Origin of the sequence: Saccharothrix variisporea, assembly GCF_003634995.1 — a bacterium.
Taxonomy (GTDB): Bacteria; Actinomycetota; Actinomycetes; order Mycobacteriales; family Pseudonocardiaceae; genus Actinosynnema; species Actinosynnema variisporeum.
In genome coordinates this window covers 7,135,708-7,160,128 of sequence record NZ_RBXR01000001.1, presented here as the reverse complement: position 1 = coordinate 7,160,128, position 24,421 = coordinate 7,135,708, and the positions used below count along the sequence as shown (strand labels likewise).

Annotated in this window: 18 protein-coding genes; 5 read left to right on the top strand and 13 right to left on the bottom strand. The window is 70.9% G+C overall.

Annotated features, from left to right (window positions below; genetic code table 11):
• Positions 1 to 7: 7 nt before the first annotated feature.
• The 6 genes from DFJ66_RS32745 to DFJ66_RS32720 form a co-directional block, all read right to left on the bottom strand.
• The gene (locus DFJ66_RS32745; protein ID WP_121226993.1) at positions 8 to 196 is read right to left on the bottom strand and encodes a hypothetical protein; all 189 of its coding nucleotides are present in this window, start codon (positions 194 to 196) and stop codon (positions 8 to 10) included.
• Between the two features lie 204 nt (positions 197 to 400).
• A complete protein-coding gene (locus tag DFJ66_RS32740) occupies positions 401 to 2,737 on the bottom strand; it encodes a chitinase C-terminal domain-containing protein (RefSeq protein WP_121226991.1) in 2,337 nt (778 codons plus the stop codon).
• Between the two features lie 854 nt (positions 2,738 to 3,591).
• Positions 3,592 to 6,447, bottom strand: coding sequence for an AfsR/SARP family transcriptional regulator (locus DFJ66_RS32735; protein WP_121226989.1), 2,856 nt, complete (start codon positions 6,445 to 6,447; stop codon positions 3,592 to 3,594).
• A 363-nt stretch (positions 6,448 to 6,810) separates the two neighbouring features.
• Positions 6,811 to 7,455 (bottom strand): DedA family protein, encoded by a 645-nt coding sequence (locus tag DFJ66_RS32730; protein WP_121226987.1) that lies wholly within the window; start codon positions 7,453 to 7,455, stop codon positions 6,811 to 6,813.
• A gap of 817 nt (positions 7,456 to 8,272) precedes the next feature.
• Entirely contained in the window at positions 8,273 to 8,476 is a 204-nt protein-coding gene (locus DFJ66_RS32725) for a DUF397 domain-containing protein (RefSeq protein WP_121226985.1), read from the bottom strand.
• 6 nt (positions 8,477 to 8,482) lie between these two features.
• A complete protein-coding gene (locus DFJ66_RS32720) occupies positions 8,483 to 9,343 on the bottom strand; it encodes a helix-turn-helix domain-containing protein (RefSeq protein ID WP_121226983.1) in 861 nt (286 codons plus the stop codon).
• A 257-nt stretch (positions 9,344 to 9,600) separates the two neighbouring features.
• Between DFJ66_RS32720 and DFJ66_RS32715 the strand changes: the two genes are divergently transcribed.
• Positions 9,601 to 9,927 (top strand): hypothetical protein, encoded by a 327-nt coding sequence (locus DFJ66_RS32715; RefSeq protein WP_121226981.1) that lies wholly within the window; start codon positions 9,601 to 9,603, stop codon positions 9,925 to 9,927.
• A 1,117-nt stretch (positions 9,928 to 11,044) separates the two neighbouring features.
• On the opposite strand, the gene DFJ66_RS32710 is transcribed toward DFJ66_RS32715, so the two are convergent.
• The 3 genes from DFJ66_RS32710 to gndA form a co-directional block, all read right to left on the bottom strand.
• Positions 11,045 to 13,249 (bottom strand): SulP family inorganic anion transporter, encoded by a 2,205-nt coding sequence (locus DFJ66_RS32710; RefSeq protein ID WP_121226979.1) that lies wholly within the window; start codon positions 13,247 to 13,249, stop codon positions 11,045 to 11,047.
• Positions 13,250 to 13,588: 339 nt separating this feature from the next.
• Entirely contained in the window at positions 13,589 to 14,203 is a 615-nt protein-coding gene (locus DFJ66_RS32705; RefSeq protein ID WP_121226977.1) for a rhomboid-like protein, read from the bottom strand.
• Positions 14,204 to 14,227: 24 nt separating this feature from the next.
• Positions 14,228 to 15,667 (bottom strand): NADP-dependent phosphogluconate dehydrogenase, encoded by a 1,440-nt coding sequence (gndA, locus tag DFJ66_RS32700; RefSeq protein WP_121232074.1) that lies wholly within the window; start codon positions 15,665 to 15,667, stop codon positions 14,228 to 14,230.
• 148 nt (positions 15,668 to 15,815) lie between these two features.
• Between gndA and DFJ66_RS32695 the strand changes: the two genes are divergently transcribed.
• Positions 15,816 to 16,790: a LacI family DNA-binding transcriptional regulator gene (locus tag DFJ66_RS32695; protein WP_211351647.1), complete on the top strand. Its 975-nt coding sequence runs from the start codon at positions 15,816 to 15,818 to the stop codon at positions 16,788 to 16,790.
• Positions 16,791 to 16,920: 130 nt separating this feature from the next.
• The gene (locus DFJ66_RS32690; protein WP_211351392.1) at positions 16,921 to 18,771 is read left to right on the top strand and encodes a ricin-type beta-trefoil lectin domain protein; all 1,851 of its coding nucleotides are present in this window, start codon (positions 16,921 to 16,923) and stop codon (positions 18,769 to 18,771) included.
• A 21-nt stretch (positions 18,772 to 18,792) separates the two neighbouring features.
• Here DFJ66_RS32690 and DFJ66_RS32685 read toward each other — a convergent pair whose 3' ends face one another.
• The gene (locus DFJ66_RS32685; RefSeq protein WP_121226971.1) at positions 18,793 to 19,386 is read right to left on the bottom strand and encodes a LysE family translocator; all 594 of its coding nucleotides are present in this window, start codon (positions 19,384 to 19,386) and stop codon (positions 18,793 to 18,795) included.
• Between the two features lie 60 nt (positions 19,387 to 19,446).
• Here DFJ66_RS32685 and DFJ66_RS32680 point away from each other — a divergent pair, with 60 nt between their 5' ends.
• Positions 19,447 to 19,953 (top strand): Lrp/AsnC family transcriptional regulator, encoded by a 507-nt coding sequence (locus DFJ66_RS32680; protein ID WP_121226969.1) that lies wholly within the window; start codon positions 19,447 to 19,449, stop codon positions 19,951 to 19,953.
• Positions 19,954 to 20,019: 66 nt separating this feature from the next.
• Positions 20,020 to 21,402 carry a pyridoxal phosphate-dependent decarboxylase family protein gene (locus DFJ66_RS32675; protein ID WP_121226967.1) on the top strand — a complete coding sequence of 461 codons (1,383 nt, stop codon included), beginning with the start codon at positions 20,020 to 20,022 and terminating at the stop codon, positions 21,400 to 21,402.
• Here the strand turns inward: DFJ66_RS32675 and DFJ66_RS32670 are convergent.
• From DFJ66_RS32670 to pyk, 3 genes are read right to left on the bottom strand one after another with little or no spacing between them, the layout of a single operon-like run.
• Positions 21,392 to 21,952, bottom strand: coding sequence for a Uma2 family endonuclease (locus tag DFJ66_RS32670; protein WP_170199798.1), 561 nt, complete (start codon positions 21,950 to 21,952; stop codon positions 21,392 to 21,394). The two genes, DFJ66_RS32675 and DFJ66_RS32670, sit on opposite strands and share 11 nt — an antisense overlap.
• Positions 21,953 to 22,003: 51 nt before the next feature.
• Entirely contained in the window at positions 22,004 to 22,930 is a 927-nt protein-coding gene (gene tesB, locus DFJ66_RS32665) for an acyl-CoA thioesterase II (RefSeq protein ID WP_170199796.1), read from the bottom strand.
• 8 nt (positions 22,931 to 22,938) lie between these two features.
• Positions 22,939 to 24,363 carry a pyruvate kinase gene (pyk, locus tag DFJ66_RS32660; protein ID WP_121226963.1) on the bottom strand — a complete coding sequence of 475 codons (1,425 nt, stop codon included), beginning with the start codon at positions 24,361 to 24,363 and terminating at the stop codon, positions 22,939 to 22,941.
• Positions 24,364 to 24,421 lie beyond the last annotated feature (58 nt).

Genomic DNA, 24,421 nt, shown 5'->3' with positions numbered 1-24,421 from the left:
GCACACCTCAGGCAGCGTCGAGGGTGCCATTTCGCTGTACGGGGATCTCCGGGCTGGGTCGATGAGCGAGCCTGCGCCACCAGGAGCGCTTCGGCGCGGTGTTCGCCCGGACCAGTCGGCTGTGCGCGGCGTCCTCGCGCAGCGCGGCCTGCCGGTAGTCGATCTCCGCCTTGATGGCCTCGGGGGTCCATTCCATGATGACTTCACTCCCTGATCTCTTCCCGGGTCGGTCCCGGTGATGACAGGAAGATTCGTCCTGAGGTGGCGCCCCCGGCATCGGGTGTTCACGTGGGTTCGGGCGCTGATGCCCTTACCCGCCGCCGTAAGGGGTGGCAGACGGCGGGTAAGGGATGCCCTCAGCAGGCCTCAGTCGGCCCTCAGCAGGGGTGTGAGCGGGGTGTCAGCAGGCCCCGAGGTCCTTCCAGACGCCCCACTCGCCGGTGGTGCCGGGCTCCTCGCCCTGCGTCCACCACTTCGCCTGCCAGCGCTTACCGCGGTGGGAGACCTCGTTGCCACCGTTGTAGACCTTGGCCCGGTCCCAGGCCGGCGCGGTGCAGGTCGGGTTGGACGTGGTCGTGGTCGTAGTCGTGGTGGTCGTGGTCGTTGACGTGGAGGTCGAGGTGGAGGTCGGCGGGGTGCCGGTGCCGCCGCGCGGGTGGTCGGAGGCGATCGCGTAGGACTTGCCGCCGAACGTCAGCTTGAAGTTCGACGGCGAGGCGATCGGCAGCTGGTAGCTGAGCTGGACCTCCACGCTCGCGCCCGGCGCCAGCGACTGCCAGCTGGGCAGGGTGAGCTCGACGTGCTGGAAGTCGCCCTTCAACCCGCCGACGTTGCTGCCGGAGTGCCCCTTGGCGGTGACCCGCAGGCCGAACCCGGACTGGTCGGACATGCTGCCCGGCGCGCTGGTGCCGTAGTCGAACTCGACCTTGGTGCCGCCCGGGAGGGTGGTGGTCGAGTTGTTGGTGATCTTCAGCTTGGGCGTGATCGGGTAGTTGTTGTCGCCGAGCGCGAACCCGGAGACGGTCGCCGAGACGTTCAGCACCTCGGTCGGCGGGGTGCCCGCGGCCTTCTGCGCGCCGTAGGGGGCCGCGCCGCGCAGGCCGTTGTTGATGGTGGTCAGCAGGGTGTCGCCGATGGTGTACTGGCCCTTGGCGCTGTCGAAGCGGTAGTCGCCGGCCAGCTCCCAGATCATGATGCCGCCGATGCCCTTGTCCGCCACGTACTTCGCCTTCGCGGCGAGCGACTGTTCGTCCTCTGTGGACAGGAAGACCTTCTTGTCGGCGTTCCACAGCCAGGGCGCGGTGAGGGTGTTGTCGTAGTAGCGGACGTAGTTGCCGGAGACGCGGTCGGTCGGGTCGTTGACCGGGTCCAGGCCGTACTGGGTCAGGTAGTCCGGGGTGATCTCGTTCTCGAGGTTCTTGGCGTGCCACATGGGGTTCGCGCCCGCCGGGACCTCGGCGCCGGTGGTCGACAGGTCGTGCCACAGGTTGTCGATGCCGAGCGCCCCGTTGCCGCACGGGGTGGTGGATCCGACGTTGGACCCGGTGCCGGGCGGGCACTTGGTCTGGTCGGGCAGGGCCGCCTTGCCCCACAGGCCGTTCGTGCCGCCGGTGACCCCTTGCCAGCCGCGCGTGTAGAACGGGACGCCGATGTTGATCCGGCCGGCCTGCATCGCGCCGCGGAAGTAGTGGTAGGCCCAGTCGGTGTTCAGGTAGCCCATGCCCTCGTACTGCGGTGCCGTGTAGACGCCGCCGGCCGCGAGCTCGCCGTCCTTGCCGTCGTCGTAGAGCGAGGCGTTGGGGCCGACGAAGTGGTTCCACGAGCCGTGCAGGTCGTAGGACATGATGTTGACGTAGTCGAGGTACTTCGTGACCTGGTAAGCCTCCTGGCCGCGCAGCAGCCAGCCGGAGGCGGGGACGGCGGCGGTGAGCAGGTAGTGCTTGCCGTCAGCGGCGGAGGCCCGGTCGAGCTTCTCCCGCAGCGTCTTCATGATCCGCTCGTAGCCGGCCCACAGCGTGCCGCGGTTGGCGTTGGAGATCCAGAAGTCGTCGGGGTTGCCCGCGTGGTTGTTCGAGGTGGCGTACTCGTAGTCGATGTCGACGCCGTTGAAGCCGTACTTGCGGATGAACTCGACGGCGCTGTCGGCGAACGTGTCGACGGAGGCCTGCGACTGCCCGAGCTTGTAGAACCCGCCGGACGCGACCCGCGAGCCGTCGGCGGCGAAGTACCCACCGGTCTCGGCCCAGCCGCCCACGGACACCATGGTCTTCACGTTCGGGTACTGCTTCTTGTACTTGTTCAGCAGGTTGAAGTGACCCTTGTAGGGCAGGGTCGGGTCCAGCTCGACACCCGGCCAGGTCATGCCGGTGGAGGCGTTGTCCGGCCCGTCCGCGCCCACGGAGACCTTGTTGGAGCCGTCGATGTGGGCGAAGGCGTAGTTGAGGTGCGTGACCTTGTTCCAGGGGATGTCGGAGGCCAGGTAGGCGGGAGCACCGTTCTTGCCGGTGCGCCAACTGGTGAAGTACCCGATCACCCGACGCGAGTGGTCAGCCCCCAACGACTCGCGCCCGTTGGTGTCGTAGACGGAACAATAAGGAACGGAGACCCCGGGGGTCTGGTAGAGGCCGTCAGGACGGCACTCCTCCCCCGCGGCGGCACTGGACGGGGCCAACCCGACCAACGCGAGACCGGCCGCGGTGGCCAAGGACGCCAACAGCGGCAACAACTTTCCGGGCACTGACGTACCTCCTGCACCAGGCGGCGGCCTCGACGCAAGGTGGAGCTACCGCAACGTAAATAGGTCTGGACCACTCTGTCAATAGGTCTGGACCAGTCGACCGATCAAGCCACCCATGAGAGCGCGACCACACCCACCTCCACACCTCCGGAGTGCCCGCCTTTCGCACCCCAGGACGCCCGCCTTCGCACCCCGGCGCGCCCGCTTTTCGCGCCCGCAGGGCGCAGGTTAGCTAGCGCAGCAGACCGCTCTCCGGGCTTTTCCGTCATCCCCGTATGGCCTGCCCGAAGGGCTACCACAGATTTCCCCGGGTGCAGCCGAAATTTTTTGTGAGGGACGAGCAAAAAATTTTAGCGGCACCCGGGGAAATCTGTGGCAGGTTCCACCAGGCCATACGGGGATGACGGAAAAGCCCTCGCCCTTGTCCTTCCGTCCATCCTTGGCGGCCTGCCCGCCGGCGAGGCGCTTTTCGCTTTTCTTCTTTCAAGCTCTTCAAGAAGCGCTTCGCTCCCAAGCCGAACGCGCTTCGCGCTCTTGAGAGGCGCGCAGCGCCCACAAGCTTGAACGCGCGAAGCGCTCGAAAGACAAAAGCGGCGCTCGCCGCGCGGCAGGCCCCCGGGGGTGGAAGGGCGTCGGTTTCTTTCCCCGTCCGGCCTGCCGGAGGCAACCACACTTGGCCCGTTTGAGCAACCGGAAAAGCTGGTTGCACAAACGGGCCAAGCGCGGTTGGGCTGCGCCCAGGCCGGACGGGGAAAGAAACCGAGGCCCTTCCTGTGGGCTTGGCAGCACGGCGAAAGCGTGGCGCCCTTCGGGCGTGCGCCTGCGGCGCGAAAAGGGCGCGGTGCGGTGGGGTGTTACGGAGTTGGGGCGGTTGAGCGTACTCGGGCCAAGCGGGCGCGGACTTGGTCGGCTTCTGGTGCGTTCAGTTCCGTGAACAAAGCCAGCGCCCGCTGCCAGTGCGCCAACGCCCCCGCAACGCCCTGCCGGTCGAACACGGTCGCCAACCGGTCGTGTGCCAAGGCCTGGTGGTAAGGGCTCATCGCCGCCGAAGCCACCGACAACGCCGTCCGCGCCGACGACACCGCGTCCGACAGTTCACCGGCCTCCATCAGCACCGTGGCCAGGTCGATGTGGCACGTCGACTCGCCGCACTGCTCCCCCACCTCGCGGTACATCTCCACGGCGCCCCGCAGCCAGGTCTTGGCGTCGTCGTACCGCCGGGTCGACAGGTACAGCAGGCCCATGTTGTGGTGTGCCGTCGCCTCCGCCCACCGGGCGCCGGCCGCGCGCGAGACCTCCAGCGCCTCCCGGTAGAACGCCTCCGACTCGTCGGCCCGGCCCAGGCTCTGCAGCATGTCCGCGACGGTCGTCAACGCCCGTGCCTGCGCGCTCACGTCCCCGGACGACCGCGCCACCTCCAGGGCCTCGCGCAACCGGGCCAAGGCCTCGTCGGTCCGGTGGAACTGGGCCAGGGCCACGCCGAGGTTGAACAGGGTCACGAACCGCGCCTCGGGCTCACCCAGCGACGTGGCCGCGCGCATCGCCGCCTCGGTCGTCCGCAGCCACGTCGACCGGTCCGTGCGCAACCAGAAGAACCGGGACAGCGTGTACGGCAACTGCCACGCGTGCACCAGCCACGCCCGGTCCGCGCCCTCGCCCGCCAGCTCGGCCGCCGCGATGATGTTGCCCTGTTCGGCTTCCAGCCACGCGATCGCATCGCCTGACCCGGTCAGCCTGGGCACCTCCGCCGGCACCAGTTCCGGCGCCACCCGCACGGAACCCCGTCCGACCGGCAGGAGTCCGTCGGCCAGGTCGGCGCAGTGCAGGTAGAAGTCGAGCATCCGGCTCGTGGCCTCGTGCCGCTGCGCCGGGGCCAGCTCTGCGGCCAGGGTCCGGGTGTAGACGCGGACCAGGTCGTGTGCCCCGTACCGGCCGTTCTCGTTGACGGACAACAGGTTCGCGGCGGTCAACGCGTCCAGTGCGCGCTGTGCCTCGGACACCCGCACCCGCGCCATCGCGGCCACCACGTACGCGGTCACGTCGGGGCCGGGGTGCAGGCCCAGCAAAGCCAGCAACCGCGCCGGCAACGGCGACAGGGCCCGGCGGGAGGCGTCCAGCGCGGCCCGCACGGTGGAGTCCTCGTCCTCCAAACCCAGGGCGGCCAGGCGGCCGTGTTCGTCGTCGAGTTCCGCCACCAGTTCCGCCGCCCGCAGCGACGGGGACACGGCCAGGCGGGCGGCGGCGATGCGCAGGGCCAGCGGCAGGCCGTCGCACAGCACCGCGAGGCGCCGCAGCGCGCCGACCTCCGCGCCGTCGCGGCCGGCGACCCGGCCCAGCACCTCGACGGCGGCGTCGGTGTCGAGCATGTCCAGTTCGACGAGCTTGGCCTCGGCGTGCGCCACCAGACCCACCAGCCGCCGCCGGGACGTCACCACGACGCACGACGGCGAACCGGGCAGCAACGCCATCAGCTCGGTGGAGCCGCGGGCGTTGTCCAGCATCACGACCATCCGCCGGTCCGCGATCAGGGTGCGGAACAGCGCGGAGCGCTCCTCCACGGTCACCGGGATGTCCGCGGAAGGGACGCCGAGCGTGCGCAGGAACCGGTTGAGCACCTCGCCCGCGCTCAACGGCTCCTGGTTGGGGTCGTAGCCGTGCAGGTCGACGTAGAGCTGGCCGTCCGGGAACTCGTCGCGCACGCGGTGCGCCCAGTGCAGGGCCAGCGCGGTCTTGCCCACCCCCGCCGGGCCGGTGACCACCAGCACCAGCCCGCCGGACGGGTGGGACGCCAGCAGGCCGTCCAGCTTGGCCAGCTCCGCGTCCCGGCCGATCAGGGAGACGGGGGCGCGCGGCAGCTGGGCCGGGGTCGTGGGCAGCGCCGGTTCGGGGGCCTGCGGCGGGATCACCATCGGGCGGGTGGGCCGTTCGGGCTCGGGGTCCTCCCCCGACAGCACGGCCTGCTGGAGCCGGCGCAGTTCGGGGCCGGGTTCGACGCCCAGCTCCTCCACCAGCACCCGCCGCGCCTCCCGGTACACGCCGAGCGCCTCGGCCTGCCGGCCCGCCTGGCACAGCGACCGCATCAGCAGGCCGTGCACGCGTTCCCGCAACGGGTGTTCGGCGACCAGCGCGGTCAGCTCCTGCACCAGCTCCGCGCCGCGGCCGATGAGCAGCAGCAGTTCGGCGCGCTCCTCCAGCACGGCGAGCCGGCGTTCGTTCAGGCGACCCCGTTCCACCTCGGCGAACAGGCCGGTGACGCCGCCGAGCGGTTCGCCGCGCCACAGCGCCAGGGCCTCGTCCAGCACGCGGGCGGCGGCTTCGAGGTCGCCGGTGGATCTCAGGCGGCCTGCGGCGGCGACCCCGCGCTCGAAGGCGTCCAGGTCGACCGCAGCGGGATCGACGCGGAGCAGGTAGCCGTCGCCGACCGAGGTCAGCGTCTCGGCGGGGGCGCGGCGGGCGCGGCTGGGTTCCAGGGCGCGGCGCAGGCCGGCGACGTAGGTCTGCACGAGGTTGACGGCGCTGGTGGGCGTGGCGTCACCCCACACCGCCTCGATGATGTGGTCCCGGCTGACCGGCGTGTTGCGGGCCAGCAGCAGCACCGCCAGCACGGCACGCTGCTTGGCGGCGCCCAGGTCGACTTCCCGGCCGCCGCGCACCACCCGGAGCAGGCCGAGCACCTCGAACCGCAGGGGCTCCCCGCCGTCGTACTCCACGGACCGATCCTTCGCCGAAGGGCTGGCTCAGCCCCAGCCTAGGAGATCACTTCAGTGCGACTCCAGTCGCTCTGTAGACCGCATTCTTACGCTATGCGTGTCCGACCGACCACACAGGGCGAACCCCGGTGGGGAAGGTTGGGCCAGACAGCGGAACACCCGCTGCTCTCCGAGAACGACGAGGGCCGGCCGGCGTGCAAGGGGCATCCAGCCCGCGGCGGCGGAACGCCGGCCCGCCCTCGTCCCTCAATCGTCTCCACGGGCAGGACCAACCGGTAGGGGTTGGCCCCGCCTATGCCCTCCCCCAGTGGAAGGGGCCGCGCCCGGGACCCGAACCCTCGGACGCGGCCCCTTCGACGTCTTTCAGGCGACTTCCTCCAGCTCCTTGGGCGCACCTGCGGCGGCCTTGCGGCGCTTGCGCAGGAAGACCACGACCGCCACCACGACCGCGAGGCCCATCAGCACCCACATCGCGCCGTTGAACACCGACTCGATGTACTTCGCCGACGCCCCCGCCGCCGACCCGATCCCGATGTGCAGGGCCGACCAGCACACCGCGCCCGCGATCGACGCGGGCAGGAACCGCCGGTACTCCAGCTTCGACGCGCCGGCCGAGGCGGGCACCAGGGTCCGCACGACCGGCATGAACCGGGCGAAGAACACCGCCCACGCGCCGCGTCGCCGCAGCAGGTCACCGGCCTTGTCCCAGTGCTCCTGCCCGAGCTTGCGCACGACCTTGCTGTCCCGCAGCCGGTCGCCGAACCGCCGCCCGAGGTAGTAGCCGATGCTGTCGCCCGCCACCGCGCACACCGACACGACCAGCCACATGACCAGGAACCGGGGCACGCTGGTCACGGTCGTCGAGGCCAGCAGCAGCGCGCTCTCCCCCGGCGCGATGAACCCGACGCCCAACGTGCACTCCGCGAGCGTCAACGCGCCCGTCACCGCCAGCACCGCCGGTTGCGGCAGGCCGGCCAGCCCCTCCAGCGCGTCGGTCAGGAATGCCATGCCTACTCCCCCAGGTGAGAACGAGGACCGCGCCGAGCAGGGCGGCCGTCCAGTGCCCGGCCGAGGTCAGCCGGTCGCTGTAGAACAGGTCGGCCACCAGCGCCACGCCGAGGACCGCGCAGATCTTGCCCGATCGGGTGAACGCCGCCAACGCCCCGGTGGCGCACGCTAGCGCCGCCGACGTGCCGTAGTCCCAGCGCTGCAACAACTCCGGGTCGCCGACCAGCGACGAGAAGGTGAACACCCCGAGCGTCGGCACCAGGTGACCGGCGGCCACGACGACCGCGGTGCGCGCGGACCCGACCCGGCGTTCGAGTGTTGTGAGCACGAGCGCCACCAAGGACAACGTCCACACCAGGTGCCCGAGGTGGTAGGAGCCGACCAGGCTGGTCGCCACCCGCCACCAGTGGCCGTTTTCGAGGTCCACGCCCCGGTAGCGGGTGAGGGAGGCGGGCAGCACGAACGCGACCACGCACGCCACAGCGAGGAACGCCGCCACCGGCACGCGCAAGACCCGACCCACTGCCATCACCCCCTCGGGCGAACAGTCCACCCGAGGGGGTCGGCTCGGCACATCGGACCACGGTCTGGCGACGATCAGACCTTGGTCGTACGGGCCCCCGGTTGAACGTCAGGGACGCACGTCGTGCGAGCCTCCGCACACGTCAGGGTCGCGGGTCTGCGGTCCCCCGCGCCCGTCAGGGTCGCAGGTCGTGCGGTCCCCCGCGCCCGTCAGGGTCGCAGGTCGTGCGGTCCCCGGACACGCCAGGGGCGGACCCCGAGAGGAGCCCGCCCCCGCTTCCCTTTGCGCGTCAGCTCAGCGCTGGCCCTCGCACTCGTCGTAACGCCCTCTCTTCGCCACCTCGACGAATCGCTCCCACTGCACGGACCCGAAGCTCAGCGCACCGGCACCCCGGTTCTTCGAATCACGCACCGCGGCACCCGTACCGCTCAGCGCGATTTCCACGCACTCCGGTCCGGACGCGGACGAACGCTTGCTCTTGCGCCACTCCTGTTGCATGGGTTTTCACTCCCGGTTCGCGGAATGCTCGCGCGCGACCTGCTCGACAAAGGCTGCCGACTCCGCCGGGTCCAGGGAGTTCTCGGCCAGTCGCGCGAACATGTCGGAATATCGGGCGACGTCCGAGGGCTGTTCCAAATAGACGTCACCTCGCCTGCTTTCGATGTATACCACGTCCGGGTCGAACTTCTCGGGGAAAGTCAGGATGACGAACGGGCCGTCCATCGCAGCGTGACCACCGGCGCGAAATGGAGTCACCTGAAGGGTGACATTGTCGAGCCGACCGACTTCGTTCAGTTTCCGCAATTGTGCGCACATCACGTCCGCACCGCCGACGAGCCGGCGCAGGGCGGCCTCGTCGATCACGACGTGGAGGGTGAGCGGGTCGTCCCCGTGCAGGAGGGCTTGGCGGGCCTTGCGCAGCTCGACGCGGCGGTCGACCTCGCCGGGGGCGGCGTCGGGCAGGACGTCGGCGATCAGCGCGCGGGTGTAGCGCTCGTCCTGGAGGAGGCCGGGGATCATCAGGCCCTGGTAGGTGCGGACGGTGTCGGCGTCGGCCTCGTACCCGATGTAGCGTCCGGGCGCGATGTCGCCGAACTCGTCCCACCACGCCTTGCGCCGGGCCTCGCGGGCGAGCTGGACCAGTTCTTCGAGGGTCGACTCGTCCGCGCCGTACGCGCCGAGCATGTCCCGGACGTCACGGGGCGTGACGCCGACGCGGCCGGTCTCGATGCGGCTGATCTTGGAGGCGGAGCACTCCAGGCGCTCCCCGACTTCCTCGATGGTGAGCGACGCGGCTTCCCGGAGCCTGCGCAGTTCGCTGACCAGTCGGCGCTTGCGCAGCGTCGGGCTGCTGCCCCGAGCCATCGGCACACCTCCTCGTGATCCCCCCGGAAGTGTCCGGCCGGGTGCGCACGGAGCAAAGGGACGTCATCCATTCGTGTACTGCAACTTGCAGACCGCCGGTCGCCAGTCGCAGGCTGCTGGACGCACACACCACACGCGGCTTGCCGCACCGCACACCACACGCGACTTGCCGCACTGCGCACCACACGCGGCTTGCCGCGCGATACACCCACGCGAGGCCCAGGCATTCCACACGAGGCCGGAAAGGAGCGCTGAAGATGTCCCCGACGGTCTTCAGCCAGCTCGACAAGTCCCTGCACGACCACCTGGCCGCCCTGGTACACCTCTCCGCCACCGCAGACGACCCCACCGCAGCCGACCTGGCCCGCACCGAACTCCCGCGAGTGGTAGCCGCCCTGCGCGCCCTGCTGGACGAACACACCCCAGACCCACACGGCCGCTGCCCCACCTGCCGAACCCACCGCTCCCGCCGCTTCAGCCGCAAACTCCCGTCCCCGTGCCGCGCCTACCTGGGCGCACAACTGGCACTGACGGTGACAGCAGAAACCCCCGGCCTCCACCGCCACGTACGCACAGCCGTCTAGCTGCCCCTAGCTGCCCCCGCAGCCGTCCAGCTGCACCCCGCAGCCCACCCGCTCCGCACCTCCACAGCCCGCCACCTTCCGTCGAACCGCCCCAAGGACCCGGCCGGGCGACGCACCTCCCCCGAAATCAAGCCCCCAACCGCGCCGCCCGACCACCCCCGCGGCGGAACCGACCTCGCACCCCCGACCGAAGCCGGTTCCGCCGCGGGCCCCAGCACCAAGCCCCACCACCGCCGCACCCGCGCCAGCCGAACCCCGCTGCACCAGAACCCCGCTGCACCGCGCGGACCCAACCCACCGCGCCTGCGCCAGCTCGACCCACCGCATCCGGCCCACCGCGCCCGACGCCCCGCCCCAGCCCACCCGGCGCCAGCCCGCCCCGCGCCCCAGGCCAGGCCGCCCCACTCCGGCCCGCCCCGCGCCAAGCCCGCCACGCGCCAGCCCGCCACACCCGACGCGCCGCGCCCCACACCGGGCCGCCCCACGCGAACCCGCCACGCGCCAGCCCGACGCACCCGAGGCACCGCGCCCGAGCCAATCCGCCCTACCGCACCTCGAGCCAATCCGCCCTACCGCACCCCACGCCAACCCGACCCGCCGCGCCCGAGCCACCTGCCCCAAGCCACCGAGCCAATGCGCGCCCTTGCCCAAGCGGCGCTCGGCCACTCTGCGGGCGCGGTACGAGACGGCCCGGGTGCGGTGCTGGCCGCCCGACGTGCTGGCCGCCCGACGTGCTGGCCGCCCGACGTGCTGGGCGGCCCGACATGCTGGGCCGCCCGACATGCTGGGCCGCCCGACATGCTGGGCCGCCGAGGTGCCGGGCGGGGGGCGGCTGGGTGACGACGGGTTCCAGGCCTGGGCGGCGTGGGGCGCGGTGGGTGGGGTGTCAGCGGCCTGGGCTGGCACGGGTGGTCGGTGAGGTTGGTCGGGGTGGGGCCGGCCGGGTGGCGGGACGGGGTTGGTGCCTCGTCCGACCTCCCCCGTCCCGCCCGCCGTTCCTATTCACGGTATCGCGCGAAAAAGCGGATCGTTGCGATTCCTGCATGTCACCCGATGGGGTGGACATCCACATCGGAGCACCGCCGACCCTCACCAACCCCTACGCCTTCACCAACCCCTACGCCTTCACCGGTTCCAGGCCGTCGCGTTCCGGGTCTACCAAGTACACCCGGGCCTGCGAGATGTCGAAGTACATCCCCACCAACCGCAGCGCCCCCGCACCGACGGCCTCCCGCACGCTCGGGTACGTCATCAGGTTCTCCAACTGCTGCGCCACGTTCGCCACCGCCAACCGCTCCACCACCGGCAACTCCTCCACCGACCCGGCGGGCCCGTGGAACCGGATCAGGCTGGACTCCGCCGCACGCAGCCACGACCGCAGGTGCGACCCCGGCCGGGCCGAGCCGGTCACCAACGCCTTCATCGCACCGCAGTCCGAATGCCCGCACACCGCGATCGTCTCGACCGCCAGCACCTCCACCGCGTACTCGACCGCCGCCCCCACCGACGAATCCCCGTCCACCGGCACCAGGTTCCCGATGTTGCGCACGCAGAACAGGTCACCCGGCCCGCTCGTGGTGATCAGGTTCGGCACCACCCGCGAATCCGCGCACGTGATGAACAACTGCCGAGGCCGCTGCCCCCGCACCGCCAGCTCCGCCAGGAAAGGACGCACCAAAGGCGCGGCCGAGCGTTCGAACTCGTGCATCCCCCGGATCATCGGGTCGGCGTCCTCGCGAGGGCGCGGCAGAGTCACCGCGCGTGAGCGCTGCCAGTGCGACCACGGTGCGAACCAGCGGGGCAGCGGGGACAGCGGGGTCTTGCGCAAGGCCGGGATGCCGCGCGTGGCCTTGGAGAACCACGTGTCGTGCACCTCGTCCACGTACACGTGGCCGCCCAGCCGCACGTACCCCGCGCGCCAGTCGTCGATGGCCTCGAACGCGCCGTGGTCCAGGAAGTCGATGTGCAGTTCCAGCACGACCTTCTGCCCCAACGGGATCGTGCGCAGGTCCCGCACCAGCCGCCCGACCCCCAGGAACACGAGCGATCCCCGGATGACGACCCGCCACCCGTCCGGCTCCTCGAACACCCGCACGGAACTGTGCGTCAGCCGGTACAGCGACCGCAGGGCCGCCGCCGCGACGCCCAGCAGCACGCCCTCCACCAAGCCCAGCGCGACGACCCCCAGCCCGGTCACGGCGTAAGCGCTGAACTCCCCGTGCCGCCACAAGGTCTGCATCCGCCGCACGCTCACCAACCGCACGCCCACGACCAGAAGCACGCCCGCCAACGCGGCCAACGGGATCAGCTCCAGCACCGACCCCAGCGCCAGCACGAACACCGCGATCCACACGCCGTGCAGCACGGTCGACGCCCGCGTCCGCGCGCCCGCCGCCACGTTGGTCGAGCCGCGCGCGATGCCGCCGCTGACGGGCAGGCCGCCCAAGGAACCGGCGACCGCGTTGGCCACGCCCTGCGCCACCAACTCCCGGTCCAGGTCGGCGCGCGGACCGTCGTGCAGCTTGTCGACGGCCACCGCGGACAGCAGGGACTCGACCGCCGTCACCACCGCCACGGCCAGCACGGCGAACGCGATGCCCCAGAACGTGCCCGAAGGCATCTGCGGCAGCACGACCTGGTCCAGCGCGCCGGACGGCAGGTCCACCCGGGCGACGTCCATCCCGGACCCGACGACGGTGGCCGCGAGCACCGCGACCAGCGGCGCGGGGACGTACGACGAGCGCGGCACGAGTGGCCACAGGACCAGCACGGCCACCGCGACCAGACCGACGACCAGAGCGGAGAAGTCCACCGGCGAGAACAGCCGCGACAGGTTCCCCCACACCGTCGACGAGGGCTGTCCGCCCAGCACCACCACCAGCTGCCCGATCGCGATGGTCACGCCGATGCCCGCGAGCAGCCCGTGCACGACGGCCGGCGACAGCGACAGGGCGACCCGCCCGACCCGCGTCAAGCCCGCCACCACCTGCACCAGCCCGGCCCCCACGGTGATCATCGCGGTCGCGGCCCACCCGTACTCGGCGATGATCCCGCCGGTGATCAGCACCATGCCCGCCGCCGGCCCGCTGACCTGCATCGGAGCGCCACCCAGCGCACCCGCGACGATCCCGCCGACCGCGGCGGAGATGAGTCCGGCCATCAGGGGCGCGCCGGTCGCAGCGGCGAAGCCCAGGGACAGCGGCACGGCGATCAGGAACACCACGAGCGACGCCGGCACGTCGTAGCGCAGGATCGCGGTCAGCGGAGGGCCGGCGGTGGTGTGCTCGCCGGCGTGGGACTTGTTGGGGCGTGGTCGGTTCATCGGACTTCCTCTCCGAACGACGGACAGCGGACAAGGGGTCACCGCCTCCGCGCCCGAGCAGGTGCGGAGTGGGGGCAGGACGAGGGGGACTAGCGCGGCGGTAAGGGCGGCACGCGGTGCGGCCGGTAGGCGTCGAGCGTGGGCTCGGCCTCGGCGCGGTGGTGTGGGGTCGCCACGGTGGCACCTCCGTGTCGGCGCACATGGGGTCGGCACAGGGGACCGCCAGCCCGCGTCACGCGGCTCGCGTCACCACCATCATGACGACGATGTGGCGCGTCTGACAGCGGTTCCACCCGGTCGTGTTGATCTTCCCCACGACCGTCACAGCAGGTGACGGGCTTACCGCCCGACCGACGCGTAGACCCGGTGAACGGCGAAGGCCCCGCAACCCGATCCGATGAACGCGGCGGCTACGTGTCCGACCGCGGCGAACTCGGGCACCAGGCCGTACCAGTCGGCGGTCACCAAGGGGTAGGCCACGACGAGGGCCATCCACGGGCCGCGCAGCACCGCGGGCAGGAGCACGGTCACCGCGCCGGCGGCGGCGAAGGCGACGTAGCTGACCCCGACGTCGGTCACGTGGGTCAGGTCGAAGGGGTAGGCGCCCCGGGAGATCACCACCAGGACGACGAGGCACGCGCCGACGTGCCCGGCCAGCACGACCGCGACCGCCCGCCACGGCCCCACTTCGCGCTCGAACGCGCCCAGGCACGCGGCGAGCGCCGCCAGGACCAGCAGCGTGAACACGAACGGGTCTGCGGTGTCGAGCACGAACGCGCTGCCCACCAGGGCGTTCACCGGGTGGTCGGCGAGGTTGGCCGGGTTGGTGCTCAGCGATGCGCGGATCTGCGCGGTCATCCCGTCCGCGAACACGAACCGCATGAGCAGGGCGAGCCCCGCCACGGCGAGCAGGTAGCCCGCCGTGACGGGGTGGCGCCGGAAGCGTTCACGCACCCGGCCATGGTCGAGCCGGTGGGCTCAGGCGTCCACCTGAGACCGGTCACCTGACCAGAGAGTGTGAAAACTGCCCGCCCGATCGGTGCGCCGGTAGGTGTGCGCGCCGAAGAAGTCGCGCAGGCCCTGCACCAGCGACGCGGGCAGCCGCTCGGAGCGCAGGCCGTCGTAGTAGGCCAGCGCGGACACGAAACCGGGCGCGGGCACGCCCGCCGACACGGCCTTGACCACGACCCGCCGCCACGCCTCTTCGGCGGAGGCCACGGCGTCCCGGAAGTAGTCGTCGACCAGCAGCGACGCCAGCTCGGGGTTCTTGTCGTAGGCCTCGCGGATGCGGTCGAGGAACCGGGCCCGGATGATGCAGCCGCCGCGCCAGATGGTGGCCATCGCGCCCAGGTCGAGGTCCCAGCCGTACTCGGCGCTCGCGGCGCGCATCTGGTCGAAGCCCTGCGCGTAGGCGACGACCTTGGACGCGTACAGCGCCTGCCGGACGTCCTCCACCAGCGACTGGTCGGGCCGCGAGGGCACGTCCGAGGGGCCGAACGCCTCGCGAACCGCGCGCCGCTGGTCCACCCGCCCGGACAGCGACCGCGCGAACACGGCCTCCGCGATGCCGGTGACCGGGACGCCGAGCTCCAGCGCCTCCTGCACGGTCCAGCGGCCGGTGCCCTTCTGCTCGGCCTCGTCGGCGATGACGTCGACCAGCGCCGCGCCGGTGTCGGGGTCGGTGTGGCCGAGCACCTCGGCGGTGATCTCGACCAGGTAGGACTCCAGGTCGCCGGTGTTCCACCCGCGGAAGACGTCGGCGATCTGGGCGGGGGTCTGGCCGCCGACGCGGTGCAGCAGGTCGTAGGCCTCGGCGATGAGCTGCATGTCGGCGTACTCGATGCCGTTGTGGACCATCTTCACGAAGTGCCCGGCGCCGTCCGGTCCGACGTGGACGCAGCACGGCACGCCGTCCACCTTGGCCGCGATCGCCTCCAGCACCGGCCCGAGGTGCTGGTAGGACTCCTTCGAGCCGCCCGGCATGATCGACGGCCCGTTGAGCGCGCCCTCCTCGCCGCCGGAGATGCCCGTCCCCACGAAGTGCAGCCCGGCCTCGCGCAGTGCGGCCTCCCGCCGGCGGGTGTCGGCGTAGTGCGCGTTGCCGCCGTCGATCACCATGTCGCCGGGTTCGAGCAGCGGCACCAGCTCGTCGATGACGGCGTCGGTCGGCGCGCCGGCCTTGACCATGATGATGATCTGCCGGGGCGTCTGGAGGCTCGCGACGAGCTCTTCCAGGGTCTCGGCGGGCACGAAGTCGCCTTCGTGGCCGTGCTCGGCGATCAGGGCCTTGGTGCGGGCGGTGCTGCGGTTGTGCACGGCTACGCGGAAGCCGTGGCGCGCGAGGTTGCGGGCCAGGTTGCTGCCCATGACGGCGAGCCCGGTGACGCCGATCCGCGCGGGAGCCTCGGAGGTGGTCATCTGCACAGCCTGCCCCAACTCCACGCGGGTGCGCACGCGTCGGGAGCCCCTAGTTCGCGGGATCACGATCACAACGTTCGATGGCCCTGTAACATGCTGAAACATCGTGTGGAACGGAGTGCGGATGGCGCGGGCGACGGTCCGGGACGTGGCTGCCGAGACGGGGCTGTCGATCGCCACCGTGTCGCGGGTGCTCAACGGCCAGGCGAACGTCGCCGAGCACACCCGTGAGCTGGTGCTGCGGGCCGTCGAACGGCTCGGCGCGCAAGCACCTCGACCGCGCAGCCGAACCCGTCCCGGCGCGGTGCACGTCCGCTGTCCGTACCTGCTCACCGACTACTTCGGGCTGATCGTCACGTCCGTGGCTGAAGAGCTGAGCAAGCACGGCCGGCGGGTGGTCCTGGACGCCGGGACGTCCGCGCAGAAGGCGTCCGTGCTGCCGTCACTCGGTTCGGGTGACGTCGCCGGGGCCGTGCTGGTGCTGCCGCCGGAGCCGGCCGAGCAGCTGGTGCGGTTGCGGGATCGGAAGTTCCCGTTCGTCGTGGTCGATCCGCGCACGGAGTTGCCGCGGGACGTGGCGGCGGTGTCGGCGGCGCACTTCGCGGGTGCGCGGAAGCTGGTGGCGCACCTGGTGGAGTTGGGGCACCGGCGGATCGGCGTGCTGGGCGGGCCGCGGGACTGGTTGGCCAGTGACAGCCGGGCGGCCGGTTATGCGGCGGCGTTGGCGGACGTGGGTGTGCTGCCCTCGCCGGAGCTGCTGCGGCACGTCGACGAGCCGACCGAGGAGAACGGGTACCTCGCCGCGCGGGACGTGCTGGAGCTGCGGGAGCGGCCGACGGCGTTGGTGGCGTTCAACGACAAGATGGCCGTGGGCGCGTTGCGGGCGGCCCGGGAACGCGGGCTGAGCGTGCCCGGGGACGTGTCGATCGCGGGTTTCGACGACCTGGACCTGAGCCGCGCGACGACACCGGAACTGACCACCGTCCGCCAGCCCGTGCGGGAGATGGGGCGGTTGGCCGTGACGCTGCTGCTGCGCCTGCTGGACCGGTACGAAGTGGACGCCCTGCACGTCGAACTGGCCACCGAACTGGTCGTTCGCGGCTCCACCGGGCCCGCGCGCTGACGTTGTTTCCCGGTATTTCCCGGGCTTTTTCCCGCTCTTGACACCGGCGTTCGGCGCGCTGTTTCCTTTTCCGTACGGGCGTGTTCCACATTTGTTTCATTTGTTGCAGTTCGCCGAAAGGAGTTCCGAGGTGCCCTCCCACCATCGGGTCTTCACCACGGTCGCCGCGGCGGCCGTGCTCGCCTCCGCACTGGCCGTCCCTGCCGCCAGTGCCGCGGGCGAGCGGGTCGACGTCTGGCTCACCACCACCTCCGACAGCGGGGGCCGGACGGTCACCCGTGGCCTCCAGCAGCAGACGCCGCTCACCTTCAGCACCAGCGGCGGCACCGCCACCCACACCATCACCGTCAACGAAGGCACCACCTACCAGCAGTTCGAGGGCGGCGGGGCGTCCATCACCGACACCACCGCCTACCTGCTGCGCGGCGGTCCGGTCAGCGCCGCCACGCGGGACGCCGTGATGCGCAAGCTGTTCCATCCCGTCGACGGCATCGGGCTGTCGTTCGTGCGCAACCCCATCGGCGCGTCGGACCTGTCCCGGCCGGGGATGGTCTCGCTGGACGACACGTGCTGCGATCTGAACGATTTCGGAACGAACGGATACGACACGAACGTTCGCCTCCTGACCGCTCAGGCGAAGTCGCTCAACCCGGCGCTGCGCGTGAAAGGCGTGCCGTGGAGCGCGCCGGGGTGGATGAAGGACAACGGGCGGATGGACCAGATGGGCTGGCTGAAGTGGGAGTACTACCCCATGTACGCCCAGTACCTGGTCAAGTACGTGCAGAGCTACCAGGCCGCCGGCATCCCCGTGGACTACCTGTCCGTGCAGAACGAGCCGAACTGCTGCCAGGCGTCCAACCCGACCGCGATGAACTACCCCGGCATGAGCTGGAACCCGTCCGGGCTGGTGGAGTTCACCAAGAACCACGTGTACCCGGCGCTGCGCGCGGCCGGGCTGTCGACCAAGGTCCTGGTGCACGACTGGAACTACGGCGACTACGCGAACTTCGGCTCGGGCGTGCTCAACGACGCCGGCGTCCGCAACGACCCCCTTTTCGGCGGCATCGCGTGGCACGGCTACTTCGGTGACCCGGCCGTGGGGACGCAGGTGCACGACCAGTACCCCGGCGTGAAGCAGTTCAGCACCGAGCACTCCGGCGGCACGTGGATCGCCAATCAGCACAACGAGGACATGGCGGACATCGTCAACTACGCCCGCAACTGGAGCGGCAGCCTGGTGAAGTGGTCGTTGGCGCTGAACCAGAACATGGGTCCGCACAACGGTGGCTGCGGCACGTGCACCGGCTTGATCACCGTGCAGGAGGGCGGGTCGCGCGCCGGTCAGGTGGACTACACGATCGAGTACTACACGACCGGTCACCTGACGAAGTTCGTGCGTCCGGGCGCATACCGGATCGACTCGACGGCGAACAGCACCGTGCAGAACGTGGCGTGGCGCAACCCGGACGGCTCCAAGGCCCTCATCGCGCACAACGGCGGCGGGTCGGCCCAGTCGGTGCGGGTGAACTGGGGCAACCAGTCCTTCACCTACACCCTGCCCGCGCGCACTACGGCGACGTTCACCTGGTCGGGCACCGCGGCGTCGGGTGGCGCGATCACGGGCTTGGCCGGCAAGTGCGTGGACGTGGCCGGCGCGGGCACCGCCAACGGCACGGCGGTGCAGCTCTACACGTGCAACGGGACGGCGGCGCAGAGCTGGACGCGCGGCTCGGACGGCACCCTGCGGGCGCTGGGCAAGTGCCTGGACATCGCCGGACCGAGCTCGGCGGACGGCACCGTGACCCACCTGTGGGACTGCCACACGGGCAGCAGCCAGAAGTGGGCGCAGGACTCGTCGGGGCGGCTGGTGAACCAGTACTCCGGGAAGTGCCTCGACGTGACCGACAACAACTCGGCGGACGGGACGCGATTGCAGATCTGGACCTGCACGACCGGAGCGAACCAGAAGTGGACCTTGTAAGGGCTCAGGCGGCGTAAGGGCTCAGGCGGCCAGAACCGAGGCTGCCATGCCGATCAGGGCTGTGCCGCAGAGGCGTTCGAAGATCGGGCGGACCCCGGGGCGGGTCAGGATCGAGGCCAAGCGGCCCGCCACGGGGACGACCACCGCCCAGAAGGCCGCGAACACGCCCACCGCCACCGCCGACAGCAGCGCCGCCTGGGGCAGGGGTGGGGCGGTCGGGTCCATGGCCTGCGGGACGAGGCTCAGGAAGGTCAGCATGACCTTCGGGTTGAGCAGGTCGCACAGCAGGCCGCGCAGGAACACCGACCGGTCCGAGCGCGGGGGTGCCGCCGCCGTCCCGCGCGAGCGCAGGGTCATCACGCCGAGGTACAGCAGGTAGACCGCGCCGACCGCCTTGACCACGAGCAGGGCGGTCGGCGCGGCGGCGATGAGGGCGGACAGGCCGACCGTGGCCAGGGTCGCGTGCACGAGCAGGCCGGTCAGGACGCCCAGCGCGGTGAGGGCGCCCAGGCGCAGGCCGCGGACGGCGTTGCCGGTGACGAGCACGAAGTCCGGGCCGGGGACGATCGTGATCACCACGAGGGCCAGCAGGAAGGAGGTCCAGGCGATGTGCACGGCGGAGAGTCCACGATGGAGGTTCGGTTCCGCGCTACCGGTTCAGTAGAGTGTTCGGTTGTGACGGACGTAGCCGAACTGGATTCGGTTGACTGGCGCATCCTGGAGGAGTTGCAGAACGACGCCACCCTGCCGAACCGGACCCTGGCCGACCTGGTCGGGCTCGCGCCCTCGACGTGCCTGCAACGGGTGCGGCGGCTGCGGGACCTGGGCGTGATCACCGGGTTCCACGCCGTGGTCGACCCACGCACGACCGGTCTGCCGCTGGAGGCGGTGGTGTCGGTGAACGTGCGGCCGCACACCCGGCCGGTGGTGGCGGCGTTCCGGGCGTTCGTGATGGCGCAACCGGAGACGCGCTCGTTGTTCCACGTCAGCGGGACGGCCGACTTCCTCATCCACATCGCGGTGGCCGACAGCACCCACCTGCAGGCCTTCCTGATGGACAAGATCGCCTCCCGCACCGAGGTCCGCAACCTGACCAGCTCGGTCGTGCTGGAACGCGTCGAGACCCGCGCCCTGACCCCGCCGACGGACCGCCGCCCCACCCACCGCCGCCGCCGCGTGTGAATCACCGACCGCCACCGTTCGCCCACCGACAAACGAGCCCGGCCGTGCGCCGGTTAACGTGCGGGTATGCAGCCTGACGAGTTCCGCCGCATCGGCCACGAGGTGATCGACTGGATCGCCGACTACCGCGAGCGCGTCGGCGACCTGCCCGTGCGCTCCCAGGTCGAGCCGGGTTGGGTCCGCTCGCAGCTCGCGCCGCTCCCGGAGCGGGGTGAGGGCTTCGGCGGCCTGCTCGACGACCTGGACCGGGTCGTCGTGCCGGGCACGACCCACTGGCAGCACCCGGGCTTCTACGCGTACTTCCCGTCCAACGCGTCCCTGCCGTCCGTGCTCGGCGACCTGATCTCGGCCGGCCTGGGCGTGCAGGGGATGCTGTGGTCCACCTCGCCGGCCGCCACCGAGGTCGAGCAGCACCTGATGGACGAGCTGGTCGGGGCGATGGGCCTGCCGCCGTCGTTCGTCGGCGGCGGCGTCATCCAGGACACCGCGTCCTCGGCCGCGTTGGTCGCGATGCTCGCCGCGCTGCACCGGTCGTCCGGCAAGTGGCGGCAGTCCGGTGTGGACGGTACCGAGACGGTGTACGTGTCCTCCCAGACGCATTCGTCCATCGAGCGCGCCGCCCGCATGGCCGGCTTGGGTGAGGAGGCGGTGCGGTCGATCGCGGTGGACGACGTGCTCGGCATGGACGTGACGGCACTGGCGCGCCAGATCCAGTCCGATGTGGACAGTGGGCGGCGGCCGGTGCTGGTGTGCGCGACCATCGGCACCACCGGCACGGGCGCGGTCGACCCGGTCGCCGAGATCGCCGAGGTGTGCGCGCGGCACGGGATCTGGCTACACGTCGATGCCGCGTGGGCGGGCCCGGCGGCGCTGTGCCCGGAGTTCCGGGGCGTCTTCGCGGGGGTCGAGCGGGCGGACTCGTTCTGCGCCAACGCGCACAAGTGGATGCTGACGGCGTTCGACCTGTCCCTGTTCTGGACCGCGCACCCGGACGTGCTGGTGGACGCCCTGACCATCCTGCCGGAGTACCTGCGCAACAGCGCGACCGAGTCGGGCGCGGTCGTGGACTACCGCGACTGGCAGATCCCCCTGGGCCGCCGGTTCCGGTCGCTCAAGCTGTGGTCGGTGCTGCGCTGGTACGGCTTGGAGGGCGTGCGCGCCCACCTGCGCGGACACGTGGACCTGGCTTCGAGGCTCGCCGAGTGGGTGGCGGCGGACGAGAACTGGGAACTGGTCGTGCCCCGCTCCCTGTCCCTCGTGACCATCGCCCACCGGGACGGCGACGAGGCCACGCGGCGGGCGATGGACGCCGTGAACGCGGCCGGTACCGCCTTCCTCACCCACACCACCGTGAACGGCCGGTTCGCGGTCCGGGTCGCCATCGGTGCCGAGGCGACCCGCGAGGAGCACGTGCGGGCGATGTGGGAGGCGCTGCGGTCTAACCGGTGATCACCGAGGGAAGGTCGAGGACGGCCGGGAAAGGGCTCGGCAACTCGACCTTCCCGGTTCCGCTCGCCACGACCTTGTAACTACCGTCGACCAGGTCGAATGCGGTCAACGTGATCGGGTCGTCCAGTTCGAGCAACCAGTAGTGCGGGATGCCGGCGTCGGCGTACTCCAGCGGCTTCACCATGCGGTCGGTGCGCCCGGTCCCTGGGGACACGATCTCCACCGCCAGGAGGATGTCTTCGGCGTCGAAGCGCTTCGGGCGCTCCAGCAAGCGCTTCATGTCGACAACCACTACGTCCGGTGCACGTACGGTGACGGGCTGGACCGCGTTGATCAGCACATCGACTTCGGGCAACGACGTGACACCCTCGGGCAGCTGTGCGTCGAGCACCATGCATAGGCGCTTGATCGCGTACTGGTGCTCCGGTGCCGGCCTCGGTGCCACAAGCAGGACTCCTTCAACCAGCTCAACGTGGTGCAACTCGTCTTCCGGAAGCGCGTCCCACTCTTCGAGTGTGAGCAGGTGGTCGGGCCACAGCATCGCGCTCATCTCGAACCCACCTCTCATTGAGCACTCCTTCGGTAACCGAGTGTAGCGAAGTCAGCGCACCAAGCGGAGCAGGCCTTCCTGGACCACGGTCGCGACCAAGCGGCCGTCCTGGGCGTAGAAGCGGCCCGTGGCCAAGCCGCGGGCGCCCGAGGCCGAGGGGGACTCGCAGTCGTACAGGAACCACTCGTCCGCGCGGAAGCGGCGGTGGAACCACATTGCGTGGTCGAGGGAGGCGCCCAGCAGCTTGTCGGTGCCCCAATACACGCCGTGGCGGACCAGCACCGAGTCGAGCAGGGTCATGTCCGACGCGTACGCCAGCACGCACACGTGCAGCATGTCGTCGTCGGGCAGCTTGCCGTCCGCGCGCATCCACACCTGGCTGCGCGCCTCGCCCGGACCGTCCTCACGCGCCCGCCACGGCGGTTCGGTCACGTACCGGATGTCGATCGGCCTCGGCAGCTTCGCCATGCCGACCTTCTCCAGGTACCCGGCGGCCGACTCGGCGTAGGTGGGCAGGGAGTCCGGGGAGGGCACCGTCGGCATGGGCTCGAAGTGGTCCATGCCGTCTTCGTCGAGCTGGAAGGACGCGGACAGGGCGAAGATCGCCTTGCCGTGCTGCACCGCGACCACCCGCCGGGTCGTGAACGACCGACCGTCACGGATGCGGTCGACTTCGTACACGATCGGGACGGTCGGGTCACCGCCTCGGATGAAGTACGAGTGCAGCGAGTGAACCCGGCGCTCCGGCGGGACGGTCCGGCCGGCGGCTACCAGGGCCTGCCCGGCCACCTGACCGCCGAACACCCGCACGGGCGACTCGGCGGGCGACACCCCGCGGAAGATGTTCTCCTCGATGCGCTCCAGGTCCAGCAGCGCCACGAGTCGGTCGAGCACGGGCTGCCCGTGCGGTACGCCGTCGGTGTCCAGCGGTAGGTCCGCGTAGCCGGCGGCAGCGGCGGCACGGGCAGCCTCGGTCACGTCATCCCCTAAGCGTGGTCTTCCTCCCCCAGGCGGTGCACCCGGATGAGGTTGGTCGAGCCGATGGTGCCAGGCGGGGAGCCTGCCACGACGACGACCAGGTCACCGGGCTGGTACCGGCCGATGTTCAGCATCGACTGGTCCACCTGGCGGACCATCTCGTCCGTCGAGTCCACCTTAGGCACCAGGAACGTCTCGGTGCCCCACGTGAGAGCAAGCTGACTGCGCACGCTCTGCTCGGGCGTGAACGCCAGCAGCGGCAGGTGGGTGTGCAGGCGGGCCAGGCGGCGGACCGTGTCACCCGACTGCGTGAACGCGACCAGGGCCTTGGCGTTGAGCCGCTCGCCGATGTCGCGGGCCGCGTAGGAGATGACGCCGCGCTTGGTGCGCGGGACGTGGGTCAGCGGCGGGACCTGCACGGACTCGGTCTCGACGGCCTCGATGATCCGGCCCATCGTGCGCACGGTCTCGATCGCGTACCGGCCCACCGACGTCTCGCCGGACAGCATCAGCGCGTCCGCGCCGTCGAGCACGGCGTTGGCCACGTCCGAGGTCTCGGCGCGGGTCGGGCGCGAGTTGGTGATCATCGAGTCGAGCATCTGGGTCGCCACGATGACCGGCTTGGCGTTCTCGCGGGCGATCTGGATCGCGCGCTTCTGCACCAGCGGCACGTGCTCCAGCGGCAGCTCGACGCCCAGGTCGCCGCGGGCGACCATCACGCCGTCGAACGCCAGCACGATGGCCTCGAGGTTGTCGACGGCCTCGGGCTTCTCGATCTTGGCGATGACCGGGCGGCGGCCGTGGCCGACGCGGTCCATCACCTGGTGCACGAGGTCGATGTCGGCCGGCGAGCGGACGAAGGACAGGGCGATGAAGTCGACGCCCAGGTTGAGCGCGAACTCCAGGTCCTCGATGTCCTTCTCCGACAGCGCGGGCACGGACACGTCCATGCCGGGCAGCGAGAGGCCCTTGTTGTTGCTGACCGGGCCGCCCTCGGTGACCTCGCAGACCACGTCCGGGCCCTCGACGTCGGTCACGACCAGGCCGACCTTGCCGTCGTCCACCAGCAGCCGGTCGCCGACCTTGGCGTCGTGCGCGAGCTGCTTGTAGGTGGTGGAGACGCGGTCGTGCGTGCCCTCGACGTCCTCGACGGTCACCCGGACGACGTCACCCGTGCGCCACTCGACGGGGCCGTGCGCGAACCGGCCGAGCCGGATCTTCGGGCCCTGGAGGTCGGCGAGGATGCCCACCGCGCGCCCGGTGCGGTCCGATGCGGCGCGGACCAGGTCGTAGACCTGCTTGTGGTCGGCATGGCTGCCGTGGCTGAAGTTCATCCTGGCCACGTCCATACCGGCCGCTACCAGCTCGTTGACCTTGTCCTCGGTCGCGGTGGCAGGGCCCAGCGTACAGACGATCTTCGCGCGTCGACTCACGTCTGGAGAGCGTAGTCCCCTTCACTGGACCGATCAGGATGTACCGGGGGGTAATCTC